This window comes from Pseudonocardia sp. T1-2H, from assembly GCF_038039215.1.
Lineage (GTDB): Bacteria > Actinomycetota > Actinomycetes > Mycobacteriales > Pseudonocardiaceae > Pseudonocardia.
Window position 1 is genome coordinate 154,226 of the sequence record NZ_JBBPCL010000003.1, and the last position, 13,705, is coordinate 167,930.

General features: G+C 66.7%; 13 protein-coding genes and 2 pseudogenes. 12 read left to right on the plus strand and 3 right to left on the minus strand.

From position 1 onward, the window contains the following. The first annotated feature begins 32 nt into the window (after nucleotides 1-32). The 3 genes from WBK50_RS34360 to WBK50_RS34370 are packed head-to-tail and all read left to right on the plus strand — an operon-like array spanning nucleotide 33 to nucleotide 2,991. Nucleotides 33-782 carry a hypothetical protein gene (locus WBK50_RS34360; protein WP_341339919.1) on the plus strand — a complete coding sequence of 250 codons (750 nt, stop codon included), beginning with the start codon at nucleotides 33-35 and terminating at the stop codon, nucleotides 780-782. After that, on the plus strand, nucleotides 782-1,108 hold the full coding sequence (locus WBK50_RS34365; protein ID WP_341339920.1) for a C40 family peptidase: 327 nt from the start codon (nucleotides 782-784) through the stop codon (nucleotides 1,106-1,108). The genes WBK50_RS34360 and WBK50_RS34365 overlap by 1 nt, the downstream gene beginning before the upstream one ends. Continuing rightward, entirely contained in the window at nucleotides 1,105-2,991 is a 1,887-nt protein-coding gene (locus WBK50_RS34370) for a type IV secretory system conjugative DNA transfer family protein (RefSeq protein WP_341339921.1), read from the plus strand. The genes WBK50_RS34365 and WBK50_RS34370 overlap by 4 nt, the downstream gene beginning before the upstream one ends. A 338-nt stretch (nucleotides 2,992-3,329) precedes the next feature. On the opposite strand, the gene WBK50_RS34375 is transcribed toward WBK50_RS34370, so the two are convergent. Continuing rightward, nucleotides 3,330-3,710, minus strand: coding sequence for a molybdopterin cofactor-binding domain-containing protein (locus WBK50_RS34375; protein ID WP_445942425.1), 381 nt, complete (start codon nucleotides 3,708-3,710; stop codon nucleotides 3,330-3,332). Here WBK50_RS34375 and WBK50_RS35565 point away from each other — a divergent pair. Then, nucleotides 3,698-3,999, plus strand: a pseudogene (locus WBK50_RS35565) (IS701 family transposase); the annotation flags it as partial. The gene WBK50_RS34375 and the pseudogene WBK50_RS35565 sit on opposite strands and share 13 nt — an antisense overlap. A gap of 28 nt (nucleotides 4,000-4,027) precedes the next feature. Here WBK50_RS35565 and WBK50_RS34385 read toward each other — a convergent pair. Next, nucleotides 4,028-4,204 (minus strand): hypothetical protein, encoded by a 177-nt coding sequence (locus tag WBK50_RS34385; protein ID WP_445942426.1) that lies wholly within the window; start codon nucleotides 4,202-4,204, stop codon nucleotides 4,028-4,030. A 1,047-nt stretch (nucleotides 4,205-5,251) separates the two neighbouring features. Between WBK50_RS34385 and WBK50_RS34390 the strand changes: the two genes are divergently transcribed. The 8 genes and pseudogenes from WBK50_RS34390 to WBK50_RS34420 all read left to right on the plus strand — a co-directional run bounded on the left by WBK50_RS34390 (nucleotide 5,252) and on the right by WBK50_RS34420 (nucleotide 11,832). Then, entirely contained in the window at nucleotides 5,252-6,064 is an 813-nt protein-coding gene (locus tag WBK50_RS34390) for an alpha/beta fold hydrolase (RefSeq protein WP_341339922.1), read from the plus strand. Nucleotides 6,065-6,180: 116 nt separating this feature from the next. Continuing rightward, the gene (locus WBK50_RS34395; protein ID WP_341339923.1) at nucleotides 6,181-7,413 is read left to right on the plus strand and encodes a Rieske 2Fe-2S domain-containing protein; all 1,233 of its coding nucleotides are present in this window, start codon (nucleotides 6,181-6,183) and stop codon (nucleotides 7,411-7,413) included. Nucleotides 7,414-7,438: 25 nt separating this feature from the next. Beyond that, nucleotides 7,439-7,777 (plus strand): Rieske 2Fe-2S domain-containing protein, encoded by a 339-nt coding sequence (locus WBK50_RS34400; RefSeq protein WP_341339924.1) that lies wholly within the window; start codon nucleotides 7,439-7,441, stop codon nucleotides 7,775-7,777. 323 nt (nucleotides 7,778-8,100) lie between these two features. Then, nucleotides 8,101-8,235, plus strand: a pseudogene (locus tag WBK50_RS35570) (zinc ribbon domain-containing protein); the annotation flags it as partial. 635 nt (nucleotides 8,236-8,870) lie between these two features. Further along, on the plus strand, nucleotides 8,871-10,145 hold the full coding sequence (locus tag WBK50_RS34405) for an NAD(P)/FAD-dependent oxidoreductase (RefSeq protein WP_341339925.1): 1,275 nt from the start codon (nucleotides 8,871-8,873) through the stop codon (nucleotides 10,143-10,145). Between the two features lie 129 nt (nucleotides 10,146-10,274). Continuing rightward, a complete protein-coding gene (locus tag WBK50_RS34410; protein WP_341339926.1) occupies nucleotides 10,275-10,838 on the plus strand; it encodes a hypothetical protein in 564 nt (187 codons plus the stop codon). Nucleotides 10,839-11,115: 277 nt separating this feature from the next. Continuing rightward, nucleotides 11,116-11,289, plus strand: coding sequence for a hypothetical protein (locus tag WBK50_RS34415; protein ID WP_341339927.1), 174 nt, complete (start codon nucleotides 11,116-11,118; stop codon nucleotides 11,287-11,289). Nucleotides 11,290-11,466: 177 nt separating this feature from the next. Next, nucleotides 11,467-11,832 carry a transposase gene (locus WBK50_RS34420; protein WP_341339928.1) on the plus strand — a complete coding sequence of 122 codons (366 nt, stop codon included), beginning with the start codon at nucleotides 11,467-11,469 and terminating at the stop codon, nucleotides 11,830-11,832. Nucleotides 11,833-12,427: 595 nt separating this feature from the next. On the opposite strand, the gene WBK50_RS34425 is transcribed toward WBK50_RS34420, so the two are convergent. Next, nucleotides 12,428-13,180, minus strand: a complete 753-nt coding sequence (locus tag WBK50_RS34425) for a GntR family transcriptional regulator (protein WP_341339929.1) — start codon at nucleotides 13,178-13,180, stop codon at nucleotides 12,428-12,430. Nucleotides 13,181-13,705 lie beyond the last annotated feature (525 nt).

The following is a 13,705-nucleotide window of genomic DNA, read 5'->3' on the forward strand; positions in this document are numbered from 1 at the left end:
CGACAACGGTCGTCGCGACAACCATCGTGGGCTTGACCGTGATCGCGAGCTTCGGCGGCGCGCTCGGCGGGGGCTGCGGCGGTGACGGCGGCCCCGGCGGCGGCACCGCCCAGGTCGGCCCCCGGACCTGGTCGGCCGAGCAGATGACCAACGCCCAGACCGTCGTGCAGATCGCGGTGGAGCGCCGGCTGCCGAAACGGGCCGCGGTGATCGCGATGTCCACCGCCATCGTCGAATCCGAGCTCACCAACGTGCGCTACGGCGACCGCGACTCCCTCGGGTTGTTCCAGCAGCGCCCGTCGCAGGGCTGGGGCTCGGTCGCGCAGGTCCTCAACCCCGCCTACGCGGCCGGCACCTTCTACGACCGGCTCCTCGCCGTCCCCGGCTGGGCCACCCTGCCCGCCGGTGTGGCCGCGCAGACGGTGCAGGCCTCGGCCTATCCCGACCGCTACGCCCCGGCCGAGCCCGCCGCGGCCGCGCTGGTCGCCCAGTTCTGGCAGGGCCCGGACAACCCCGTCCCCCGGCCGGGGCCGCGACGGCCCCCGCCGACCCCGCGGCGGTACAGCGCGCCTCGCTGTCCACGGTGCTGTGCCCGGACCAGGGCGCCGGCGGGCTGCCACCAGGCGGACCGACCGACGTCGACCCCGCCGCGCTGCCGCCCGGCTTCCAGCTCCCCACCGACCCGCAGCAGCGGGCGGCGGTGTCCTACGCGCTCGCCCAGCTCGGCAAGCCCTACGTGTGGGGCGCCAAGGGCCCCAACGCTTTCGACTGCTCCGGGTTGATGACCGCGGCCTGGGCCGCCGCCGGGGTGCCGATCCCCGCCGGCACGGTCAACCAGAAGTTCGCCGGCACCCCCGCCTCCCTCGGGCAGCTCTCCCCCGGCGACCTGGTGTTCATCCCGGGCTCGCTCGGCAGCGCCAGCAACCCTCGACACGTCGGCATGTACGCCGGGAACGGAATCATCGTGAACGCCTACGACGACACCACCGGCGTCATCCTCCAACCGGTCTCGCAATGGGCCGACCAGGTCGTCGCCGTCCGCCACCTCGCCGGCCCGGTCGGCGAACCCGCTGCCGGCTCGGTCCTCGCCGCCGGGGCTCCCGCATGAGCCCCCGCGCCCGCGGCGACCGCTCCCCCACCGCGGACCGCGACCTCGCCCTGGCCGGACTCGGGATGGCCGCCCTCGCCCTGCTCGCCGGGCTGGGCGCGCTCCTCGCCACCGCGCTGGTCGTGGCGACGTCCCTGCTCGGCGGCCCCCTCGCCTGGCCCGCCCCCGGCGGCTGGCTGCTGCTGGTCGCCCGGATCCTCACCCACCCCACCGACCCCGGCCGCGCCGCCGGACCGCCGTGGGACGACCAGGTCAGTGGGCACGCGGGCGTCTACTGGGGCACCGCCGCAGTTCTGCTCGTTCTTGCCACCGCCGTCCTGGCGACCGTCATCCGGTTCGGGTGGAAGCGGTGGGGGCCGACCGGGCCCGGGCACGCTTCCCGCGCGGAGATCCGCCGCGAGCTCTCGCTGCAGGCCGCGCGCCGGACAGCCGCGTGGACCCGTCCGGGCCTGTCGCCGTCCGAGCGCAAACGCGCCCCGCTGGCCGAGGTCGCCGCCCCGCTGCACCGCAGCGCGATCGGGGCGATGTGCACACCGCTGGAGAACCCGACCGGCACGCTGGCCCCGACCCAATCCGGCAAGACCCGCCGCGACCTGGTGCACAAGGCGATCGACGCCCCCGGCGCGCTGCTGTGCTCGACGACGAAACCCGACCTGCTCGAGTTCGCCGCGCTGGCCCGCACCCGCCGGGTCCTCGCCGGCCCGGTCCTGGTCTACGACGCCACCGGCACCACCACCTGGCCCGCGCGGCTGCGCTGGTCCCCCATCAGCGGCTGCGACGACACCCAGGTCGCCTACCAGCGCGCGCACACCATGGTCGAGGCCTCCGCCGTCGCCGTGGAGGCCGGCGGAGGCGGCGGCGCCGGGAACGACCGGGTCTTCCGCGAACGCGCCACCTTCGTCCTCGCCGCCTACCTGCTCGCCGCCGCGCTCAACGGCCGCGGGGTCGACTCGCTGATCCGGTGGGCCACCGCCAAACCCGCCGACACCGAACCCGTCGCGCTGCTCGAGCCCTATTACCCGCAGATCGCCGCGAACCTGCACTCCGAGATCGGGATGGTCGCCCGCACCGCCGACGCGGTCTGGATGTCGGTGCGCCGGGTCATCGAGCCGCTGCTCGACCCGCACCTGCGCGACCTGTGCTCGCCGCACCCCGGCAAGGGGTTCGACGCGCGGACGTTCATCGGCAACCAGGGCAGCCTGTTCCTCATCGCCGGGCAGCACCACGCGGCCCGGGCCATCCCGCTGCTGACCGCGCTGACCGAGCACTGGCTCACCACCGCCCAGCAGATGGGCCTGGAATACCCGAGCCGCCGGCTCGACCCGCCCGCCACCGCGGTCCTCGACGAGCTGCCCACCGCGACCCCGATCCCGTCGCTGCCCGACATCATCTCCGACTCCGCCGGCCGCGGAATGGTCATCCACTGGGCCGCGCAGTCCCTCGCCCAGCTCGAGGACACCTTCACCGAACCCCGCGCCCGCCAGCTCCTGGACAACACCACCACGCTGAGCGTGTGGGGCGCGCTCAAGGACACCGACGCCCTCGAATGGCTCTCCACCCTGTCCGGCCACCACGAACGCATCCGCCACCAGACCCACTCCGACAGCTTCTTCTCCCCCGGCCGCGGCTCGATCGGCACCGAAACCACCCCCACCTACCGGCCGGGCGACATCCGCACCCTTGAGCGCGGCACCGTGCTGGTGATCCATCGCTCGCTGCGCCCGATCCGGGCCAGCACCGTCGACGTCTCCGAACGACCCGACTGGAAACAGCTGCGCGCGGACTCCGCCGCGATCCGCGCCGCGATGCCCCCGGTCGACGACCTCGGCTACAGACTCGACGTCAGGCACGCTCCCGGCCAGCGGACGCCGCAGATCCGATGACAAGCACCACCCCGACATCTCCGGGCCGGTACCGCCAGCCTCCCCGGTTACGAACAGAGGCTCGGCGGCGGGCTGGCCCCGAGCCGTCGGCGAGCAGGGCGGCACGGCACCACGACCGTGCCGCCCTGTCCTGGCGGCCTTTGCGCAACTGGGCTCAGCCGAGTGTTGAGGGCCTGTGCCCGCCGGGGAACACGGCTACGGCCAGACACGCTTCGCGGACGCGAACAGCGCAAGACCCGCGCGGGCCCAGCTCGGCAGCTGTGCTCCTCGATCGAACGCGATCCCGCCCGAGAGAGCATCAGGTCAGCTGGCCGACGTGTTGCCGACCGCCGACGTCGTCAGCCTTCTAGCCCGGCGTCTTCCAGCAGCGTCCAGATCCGCGACGGCGACAGCGGGGTCGCCGTCAGCCCGGCGGCGATCTCGGGTACCGCGTTCGCGACCGCGTTCCCGACCGTCGCTGGGGGTGGCTGGATACCGCTCTCGCCCACGCCCTTGAACCCGCCGGTGATGATCGGGCTCGGAGTGACATGGTGCTCGATGGTGATGTCGGGGACGTCCTCGGACAACGGGATCACGTAGTCCAGGTACGACGTCGCCATCGGCTGCCCGGTCTCCGGGTCGAAGGCCGCCTCCTCCAGCAACGCGATTCCGAGACCTTGGGCGATGGCGCCGATGATCTGGCCGTCGGCGATCAGCGGATTGATGCTTCCAGACCGCAAAGAACGAGGTCGGACTCGACCACTACCAGGTCCGCCGCTACGACGCCTGGTACCGCCACACCACCCTCGCCCTCCTCGCCCACGCCTACCTTGCGGTCACCGCGGCCGTCGCCCCAAAAGACCTGGCAGCGGCCTCATCCCGCTCACCCTCGCCGAGATCCGACGTCTCCTGGCACCTCTGATCCACATCCCCACCCACACCCTCCAGCGGACATGGTCGACCTGGCGACGCCGCCACCAACACCGCGCCCGCGAAGCCCACTACCGACGCCGCGAACGACATACCTAACGAACTGCGGCTGGAGTACAGGACGTGTTTAAGAAGTCCTGGCGGCAAGCGCGCGTAACCAGACGTTGATCGTGGCGACGTGCACGGTGGCCTCGTAGCGCACCGCCAGCTTGTGGTACCGAGTGGCGAGCGCGCGGTGCTGTTTGAGCAGGTTGATGCCGCACTCCACGGCGTGCCGCTGCCGGTAGCTCTGCCCGTCAAACACCGGCGGGCGGCCACCGGCGGAGCCTCGAGCCCGCCGGCGGGCCTGCTAGCACCCTACTGTGCGACAGCCCCAAAGGAGAGTCCGTCGGGCTACCCCACGCGTACATACATCGACTGCTCAACGATGGCTGCGCCGCCCGCCGCCCGCCGCCCGCCGCCCGCCGCCCGCCGCCCGCCGAACACTTCTTGGTCCCCATTAGCCCTGGACTGCAGCTGGTGGCGTGTCCCAACAGCCACGACGAGGCCAGAAACACTGTCCCCGCGTCTGACGAGCTGGCCGCTATCTCCGTCGCGCCGGAACGTGCCCGGGGACCGCCTGAGGACCGGCCCGCTATGGGCGACCAGGAGGTCCCAGCCACCTCAACCGGATCCGGGGCAGCGGCGCCGACAACCGCGCATCCACCGTTTTGTAAGCCAAACCGTTACACCCAGACGAGTGGCGCCTCGACCATCCCCAAGGCCATGACCAGACACGACCGAGCTGCCCAAGCCCCTCGGGGGGCCTCTCGGAACCTCATTCCGGTCGCATGTGAGGTTGACGTACCTCACACGACCCATGTAGGAAGTGGATTGTATGACGAAGTTCCATCCGCGTAGGTGGAGGCGACCATGGGTGTTCGCACGAGGGAGATGGCTGCGCTGGAGCACGGGCGCAGCAGGCCAGAGCGAGAGGGATCGCAGCCCTGCAGCTCCTGGCACAAGGCGCCGTGATCGGGTTGCGCATGACCACAGTGGACCTTCGGGCGAACGTGCGCGGAGGGACACCTTAGGGGCGCAATTTCACCCGAAGGGACTTCAAGGGCCCGGAGCCTTGGCCAGCTGGAACGCGCCGTCTCATACACAGGCTGAACGCGATAGGTGGTTAGTTCCGCTGCTCGCAGTGCTTTGACGAGCGGCTTCTACGACGGCTGCAGCCAAGCAACACAGGATCATATTCTCCACGCCAACGCGTGGCGAATGCGAGAAAGTAACACTGCAGCTCCCTCACCCCATAGACCACGGTTCTAACAGAAAGGCAAGGACGATGACGGCCCCCAGCGGTAAATTCGTGACCACCGGTGACTTTCAAACGCACTACATCGAGGATGGCTCCGGCGACCCGGTCATCCTGCTACACGGCGGGGGCGCCGGGGCGGACAGCTCCTCGAACTGGAGCACCTGCCTGCCCCTGTTTGGCAAACGCAAGCGGGTCATCGCCATGGACATGGTCGGCTTCGGGCACACCGACAAGCCCGATCCCGGAACCTTTACCTACAGCCAGGACGCGCGCAACTCCCAGGTCCTTGCATTCATTGAGGAACTCGGGCTGGAGCGGGTCAGCATCGTGGGCAACTCCATGGGCGGGGCAACTGCGCTGGGCGTAGCGATGCGCCGGCCTGACCTCGTCGAGAATCTCGTTCTGATGGGCAGTGCCGGGGTACCCGGCGACACCAAGATGAGCCCCGCGCTCGAACCGGTCATGAACTACGACTTCACGCTCGAGGGCATGCGGAGGATTATCGCCGTGCTAGCCAACCCCGATTACGTGGCCAGCGACGAGCAGATCCGCTATCGCTACGAGCTCTCAGTGAAGGCGGACACCAAGGCCGCCTATACTGCCATCATGGGGTGGGTGCGCGAGAATGGGTTCGGATATTCATTCGACGAAATCAAGAGAGTGAAGACCCGCACCCTTGTGGTCAACGGCAAGGACGATGAGGTCGTCCCAATTGCTAACGCTTACAAGTTCCTGGAGCTACTGGAGAACTCGACAGGATACCTGATGCCGCACTGTCGCCATTGGGCAATGATCGAGTACCCGGACATTTTCTCGAGCGTTGCCCTCGATTTCATCGATGCCTACGGCGCGGACGAAAACTGAGGTACTGCGGCCCGCCGCGAGTGCATGAACTCACCGCCTGGCCGGAGCGGTTCATCCACGTAGTCCAACAAAGTGCTACTGTCCGATAATTTCAAGACTAAGAGGAAGGCAACACGATGAGCGTTTCTACCGGTGCTCGTGGACTGGCGGGAGCCAACCACGAGCAGGCGCACCCCGAGCCGGCAAGGTATGAGGACGCCGTCCTCGGATTCCGCAATCACTGGTATCCGGCCATGTTCAGCTCGGATATCAGGGAGACTGAGATCAAGACGCTCAAGCTCCTGGGCGAGGACATCCTGCTCAAGCGCGTGGACGGCCACGTTTACGCCGTCCGGGACGAATGTTTGCATCGAGGGTTCCAGTTCTCGGCCAAGCCAGAGTGCTTTACGAAGAACACCATTACCTGCTGGTTCCACGGCTTCACCTACAGCTTCAAGGACGGCAGTCTCGTCGGGATTCCGTCGGACCCGGAGAGCAAGTTGATCGGGAAGCTAAAGCTGCACTCATACCCTGTCGAGGAGCACAAGGGTATGCTGTTCGTCTTCGTCGGAGATCTGAACCCGCCGCCGCCTCTGGCGGACGATCTTCAGCCTGGCTTCCTCGACGAAGACAGATATATCGTTCCGTTCCATCAGGAAGAGGTCGCATCTAACTGGCGAATCGCTGCTGACTCGGCTTCGGAGTTCAATCACACCTTCATCCACAAGGAGGACGACCTCATCCACTATTGGCGGCAGCCCCTGCCGTTCGCGGAAACGCCAAGAAGTGACAATCCCTACGAGGGGTTCACTCTGCACGAGGGCCCTGGCCCTAAGGGATTCACTGATTCTTTCACGGACGTCATTCCGGTTTTCGAGTTCAAGATCGAATGTGACGATGAAGTTGAGGTTGTCCGGTCGGCGTACAACCCGATGACCGAGCAGGGGAGCCTAAGCGTCCAGGCCATTGATGCGACGTTGACACTGCCTTGTGGTCTGCGCATCGGCCCTTGGGGCGCAAATCCCGGCGATCCAGCGTCTGCCGACTACGTGCAGTACGAATGGTACGTCCCGGTCGACGAGACCCACCATCGCTACATCATCGCTTGGGCGAAGAAGGTGTCGTCGGAGGTCGAGGCGCTCAAGGTCGAGCACGACGTCCGCACTCGGTGGTCCTACATCGCGTACGACGGCTTCAACGCCAGCGACGTCCGCGCCAACGAAGGGTCTCAGCGCGCCTATTCCGAGGATGGGTACGAGTTCGGAGAGAAGGAGAACCTCTCGCGCATCGACGCCTACGTGCTCACGTGGAGACGGCTCGCGGCAAAGCATAACCGAGGCCTCCAGGTACGGTACGGCGGCAAGAAGTAGCTCTTTCGTCGGGAGGGTTTATCGCATGACCTGGCAGGTGCTCTGTTCAGCGCATGAGGTCGTCGCTGACGAAATTAAGGAATGCACGCTCCCCGACGGCGGTAGGGCGATCGCCGTACGGTTTGCGTCCGGGGAGGTGAAGGTGTTCCAGGGGACGTGCCCGCACCAAAAACGAGCGCTGGCCGATGGGGACCTGTACGGTGATGTTCTCACTTGCAGCGCCCACATGTGGGAATTCGACCTGCAGACCGGGGATGGCCTTAACGGAACTCCGGCAGGGCTCGCCGAGTATCCGACAAAGATTGAGGGGGACGACGTTTTGGTTGACGCGTCCCTTGTCGAACCGGTAGCACTCTGGCGCTAACGCAGACTCCCAATGTTGACCGGCGATCGCGCGCGGAATTCCTCCCAATCATTCAAAGGGGTGACATCCACGAACTGACGACCTCGAATGCGGCTGGTGCCCGCGCGATCGCCAACGGAGGGACGAGAACCGGACATCGACGGAGAAGTCTGGGGCCACCGTTTCTCACCCGAGCAGCGTGATTGGACTGATGCCGAGGTCATGGCCACGTATTCTGTCCGTTTATTCAAGCCTAACCGGCGACGATCGGCCACATCCTCGTCGCCGACGGCGACACCGAACATCCCCGACCGGGGCAGACCGGCTGGGGCCGGAGGGTTGCGATGACGCGTGTCGGGGCCTCAGTCCCGTCAACTCCCACGTCGTGCTTCATCTGGGCGTCGAGCAGGGATGGGTGGCTACGCATTTTGCGCTGCGAGCGGTGCGGGCACTGGGTCCATCCGCCACGACCGGATTGCCCTGCCTGCGGCACTTATCCGCTCGAGCCCACGCCTGTGAGCGGCCTAGGCCGCGTCGCGGCGCTGCTCGATGGCGAGATCCCGCGCGCTGGTGAAGCGGCCGGCACTTTCGCCTCCGTCGAGCTCGACGAGCAACCCGGATTGCTGGTGGCTGCCCACGTACTGGCCGTGAATCGCGATGAGCTGCTTATCGGCACGCCCGTGCAGCTTCGACCGGGCGATGCTCGGCCGGTGACTGTGCCAACATTTGTGCCGACCCGGCCCCCTGCTGGCTGACCCGCAGTAGAGCGAATGGTCGCTCTGTTTGCTCAATGGCGTCGGTGCTCCGGTCGGTGTCGTGCGGCCCTCGGAGGCGCACACAGTCCCATCGGGGTCGGCCGCGCGACGAGTATGTATGAGACGGCGCGGCCAAGTGGTTAGTATCCCTCAACGGGCGGCGAGCATCGGGATCATAGTGAAAGGATTGAGCGTGCCGCTTGTTACGCAGAAGGTCAAAGAACGGAGCGCCATGCCAGTCTTGGAGACCGTCCTAGGTTTCAACGAGGGCTACGTTGTTCTCGTAGGCAGCGGGCAGAGTGTCGTGGACGCCGGCTCGCATAGCTACTCCCCCCCTCTGCACTGGCGGAGGAGGGCGAATGAGTCCGACCACCGTCATTGTCGGCTCTTCGGTCGGCGGAGTCGGTACGGCGCGGGCGCTGCGAATCGCGGGATACGCAGGGGAGGTGGTGCTCGTTGGCGAGGAAAGGACCCTTCCCTACGATAAGCCCCCGTTATCCAAGGCATTACTCGCGGGAACCGCAACTGCCGAGAGCATTGCGCTCATCACCGAGCAGGACGCCGCCGACGCTGAGATCCGGTTGGAGCTTGGCCGAGCTGCCACCCATCTTGACGTCGCTGAGAAGAGAGTTGTTCTCGCTGACGGCACCGCACTTGATTTCGATGACGTCGTGATCGCCACCGGCGCGCGTGCGCGGCCGTCGCCTTGGGGCCGCCCGCCTGGCGTCCATCTGCTCCGCACCCTGGATGACGCGATCGCGCTGGGTGAAGATCTGCGCCGTGGGGGGCAACTGGTCGTTATTGGCGCCGGCTTCATCGGCGCTGAGGTCGCTGCGACTGCTCGGGGTATGGGGGTGGAAAAGGTCGTCGTCGTCGATCCGATACCGGTACCCCTTAGCCGTGTGCTTAATCCGGAAGTTGCGGGGATCTTCGCTCGGCTTCACCAGGACCGCGGCGTTGAGACGCGCTTCGGCGTGGAAGTATCCGACATTCAGATGGCGGACGATGAGCTAGAGGTCCTGCTCTCCGATGGCACCGTCCTTCCCGCAACCACGGTCGTCGTCGGCATCGGTGCAATCCCGAATGATGATTGGCTGCGCAACTCTGGTCTGCAGATCGACGACGGTCTTATTTGTGACGAGTACAGCCGGGCTATCGGCGCGCCGCACGTGCACGCCGTCGGGGACGTCGCGCGTTGGCTTCACAGTCGCCGCGGCCGTCTGAACCGGGTCGAACACTGGACCAACGCGGTCGAGCAGGCTGGCTGCGTCGCCCACAACATCACCCAGCCCGAGCAACTGAGGGCATATAATCCGGTCGAGTACGTTTGGAGTGACCAGTACGACTGGAATATCCAGTTTGTCGGGCGTACTGATGGCGAACTCGAGTACATAGTGATCGACGGCTCAGACCCGGCCCGTTCGTTTGCCGTGCTCTACGCTGAGCCTGGCGGCAGGTTGGCAGGCGCAGTCATCGTCAACTGGCCTAGGGCTGCCGTCGCTTCGCGGAGAGCCTTGCTTACTCCTGCCTCACTGGCGGAGACCCGAGAGGTAATCGTTAAATTGATCAAGGTGCCAGTCGGGCCACTGAGCGCCGATAGGCCGCATTCTCGCCAAACCCGGATACACCGTTGAAGTGCGGTTGATACGGCGCGCCTGAAAGGCCAAATGCCTCTGAGCAGGGACGATGTGGTTCTCGACGCTAATCGTTCCCCGGCCCGGAAGGCACCTGGTAGATGCGAGCTACCCACAATCTCAGCAGCCGTGTCGGTCAGCTGCGACGAGCCGAATCTCGTGTCGGGCGCCGGGCTGTGGCCCGTGGCCGTGCTGGCCCAGAAGATCGGGCTCGCCGGCCTGGTCGAGCAACGGGTGCGGCTGGCCCGGCCCGGCGCGAACGGCGGCACGAAGGCGCTGACGGTGGTCGGGGCGATGCTGCTGGGCGGGGACTCGGTGGCCGACACCACGCTGTTGCAGGGGGCGCGACCGGCGAGTTGTTCGACCGTCTCCGTGCGCCGTCGACGATCGGTCGTGGCTGCGCACCTCAAGTGGGCAGGCGTGCGCGAGCTCGACGCGGTGACCCGGGAACAGCTGGCCCGGTTGTGGGCCGCTGGCGCCGCACCGAATGATCCGGCGGGCCCGTTGACGATCGATCTGGACTCGACGATCTGCCCGGTCTACGGCCGGACGAAGCAGGCGCCGGGTTCGGCTATACCAACGTTCGAGGCTATTACCCGCAGCTGGCGACGCTGGCCGAGACCGGGCAGGTGGTCTTTTCCGGGCTCCGCGGCGGGCCGGCCAGCGCCGCGCGGGGCGCGAAGTCGTTCCTGACCGAGACGATCAGCCGGCTCCGCCGCGCCGGGGCCACCGGAGAGCTCACGGGCCGCGCGGACTCGGCGTTCTACTCCCGGGCGGTGCTGTGCACCGCCCGCCGGTCCGGGGTCCGGTTTTCAGTCACCGCCCCGGCAGGACAAGAAGATCCGGGCCGCGATCTCCTCGATCTCGGAGGCGGCGTGGACGCCGCTCCCGTAGTGGCGCTCCACCCCGGAGGTGTCCGGCGCGGGCGACGCCGAGGCCGCCTACACCTGCTTCGCCCACACCCCCGGCCGTGATCACGGTGCGGCTAGTCGTGCGCCGGGTGCGCCCGACCCCGGGCTCGCAGCTGGCGCTGTTCACCGACTGGGACTACCACGCCATGGTCACGACCGGGATGGTGACCTTGTGCAAGTCGAGCCGGAGCACCGCCGTCACGCCGTGGTCGAGCAGTCGATCGCCGAGCTGAAATCGGCCGGGCTGGCGTACCTGCCCTCCGGACGGTTCATGGCCAACGCCGCATGGCTCGCCCTCGCCGTGATCGCGCATAACCTGGGCGCCGTGCCGTCGGTGCGCTGGCCGGCATCGGCCGGGCCACCGCGCAGGAAGGGCAAGTCCGACCATCGTCAACGACGTCGTCCCCGGGTTGATCGAGCGTCGTGGCATCGGCCCGGTCAGCGCCGCCCAGGCCATCGAGTCGTTCTCCCCCGGGCGGTGCCGCAACGACGCCGCGTTCGCCCTGGCCGGTGCCAGACCACTGCAGGCCAGCAGCGGGCGCACCGTGCGGCACCGGCTCCACCGGGGCGGGGACCGCGCGCTGAACCGGGCCTCGCGCACCATCGCCGTGACGCGGATGCGCGACTGCCCGACCACCCAGGCCTACGTCGCCCGCCGCCCCGCCGAAGGCAGGAACCCGAAGGAGATCCGGCGTTGCCTGAAGCGGTACATCGCCCGCCAGCTCTCCCCCTCCCTGACCACCGCGATGACCCGCACCGTCGAGGCCACCGGATGAACCATCAGCGCGATATCGTTACCCCCCGCCCGGCGACCCCGGGCTCTGCACGGACCATCCCGGCTGCCTGGCCTGCCGCTGCACCCGCTGGCTCTGCGAGCGCACCTTCCACACACCCCTCATCCAGCGCGGTCAACCCCGCCGCTACTGCAGCCCGGCCTGCCGCGTCGCCGAACACCGCAGACCCCGCATATGATCACCAGGCGCCTGGACACGGACCCGGCTGGAGGAACTTCCTCCGGAGGCTCTTGGCATACATAGAAGTCTCGGAGAAGCCGGCCGACCGGCAGCTCGATCATGCGCAAACCCGACTCTGAAACCGCCCAAACCAAACCCCGACCTTATCAATCAGCAGGTCGGCGAGACGGTGCATCCGGGCAAAGTTAACTCCAACGGCGCCTCGGATCAGTCGACGCCCGAGGTCGTCCGAGCACACCCTAACGGGACTTCGACAGCGGGGCGGAATTACGCACAGATTCTGCGTTTCACCTAGTAGCTAGCCAGTGGAAAATTTAGGAAGTTACTGAAGACATTCGCACCATACCTGCGAGTTGAGTTCATTCATGTAGATCGGAAGACTCGGCTCTATTTCTATTTACATATCCCCCGGCGACGAAATAAGTCCTGGGTTCAATACGAGATTGAACTCGTGGTCGGGCAAGCCGTGGACGGCCGCGGCGACGCGATTGGAGTGTTCCCGGGCGTAGCGCTCGGCCGCGCGGCTGTCGCCAGCAAGGATCGACTCTGCGATGCGGAAATGGTCGTTCATCGAAGCCTTTAGGTCCGCCAGCCGGTATCGCTGGAAAAAGCTGAGCCGCTGCACGGGAAGCTGAAGACTGTCCCAGAACTTTACGACAAGCTGGTTCCCACCAAGATCAATAATTAACTGATGAAATTGATGGTTGTGTTTCGCGTATTCTTCTTTCCCGCAGGACTCCGGGGCTGCAGTCCATTCCTGCAGCCTTAGCATGTGATCGATGAGGCGGCCCCGCTCGGCATCGCAAGATGGCTCTCTGATGCGTCCCGCCGCAGCGGCTGCGCTGTTGCTCTCAAGCATGGAACGAACCTGAAAGAACTCTGCTATATCTCTCCGTGTTGTGACGCGGATGGTGGCACCTCGGTGTCGATGCAAGTCGATCACCCCATCTAGTGCTAGCCGTTTGAGGGCCTCGCGAACCGGAATACGACTCAGGCCTAAATCGGCCGTCAGTCGAGACTCCGTCAGGCGTTCGCCAGCACGGTACTTTCCTGTCAAGGTGTTGCGCAGGATCGTGGAGTACGCCCTGTCTGTAGCCGACTGCGCCGACGCCAGAGCTGCGCTGTCCTCGTCCGCTTGGCTTATCGCCACCGCGACGCTCCCTCCACTGCATGTCCCGAGTTCGGTCGCCCGATCTTCAACACGAAAATTCTACAAATTGTAGCGTAATCGACCCCCTCCTCCGGCAGATCCGCCGGCTGCTTGCGCGCGCCTGGTCTTCCGACTCACTCGTTTCTGCCGGCCGCACCTCTGGTCCCGGTAGTGCCGCCGCCGGGCTTCCGGCGAGCGGGACTGCCAACAGGATCGTAGCCAAGGCGGTGATCCGGCAGGCTGGAGCGGTTGCGGGCAGGATCCTTGTTTACCCAGGTGGGAGCTGCGGCGCCAGTCGCCGGCGAAGCTGGGGGCTCGACGGCATAGCCGCACAGGTCATCCGCCCCTAGCGTTTCCGTTCGCCGAACTCAGGACTGCGTCCGGGTCCGGTGCCGGGCTCCCAGCGATCTCGACCGAGATCCACCCGTTCGTGCCCGCTAACAGCCGCCAGCTGCCCCTACATGTGCACGCCCGTCGCCGCAGTCCCACCCGGCGGAACCGAGCTGCTACCAGCTAAAAGAGGTC

Excerpts from the sequence above, each read along its gene's own strand:
- WBK50_RS34395 (WP_341339923.1), top strand. The coding sequence starts at position 6,181 with ATGAGCGTTTCTACCGGTGCTCGTGGACTGGCGGGAGCCAACCACGAG.
- WBK50_RS34405 (WP_341339925.1), top strand. The coding sequence starts at position 8,871 with ATGAGTCCGACCACCGTCATTGTCGGCTCTTCGGTCGGCGGAGTCGGT.
- WBK50_RS34365 (WP_341339920.1), top strand. The coding sequence starts at position 782 with ATGACCGCGGCCTGGGCCGCCGCCGGGGTGCCGATCCCCGCCGGCACG.
- WBK50_RS34400 (WP_341339924.1), top strand. The coding sequence starts at position 7,439 with ATGACCTGGCAGGTGCTCTGTTCAGCGCATGAGGTCGTCGCTGACGAA.
- WBK50_RS34370 (WP_341339921.1), top strand. The coding sequence starts at position 1,105 with ATGAGCCCCCGCGCCCGCGGCGACCGCTCCCCCACCGCGGACCGCGAC.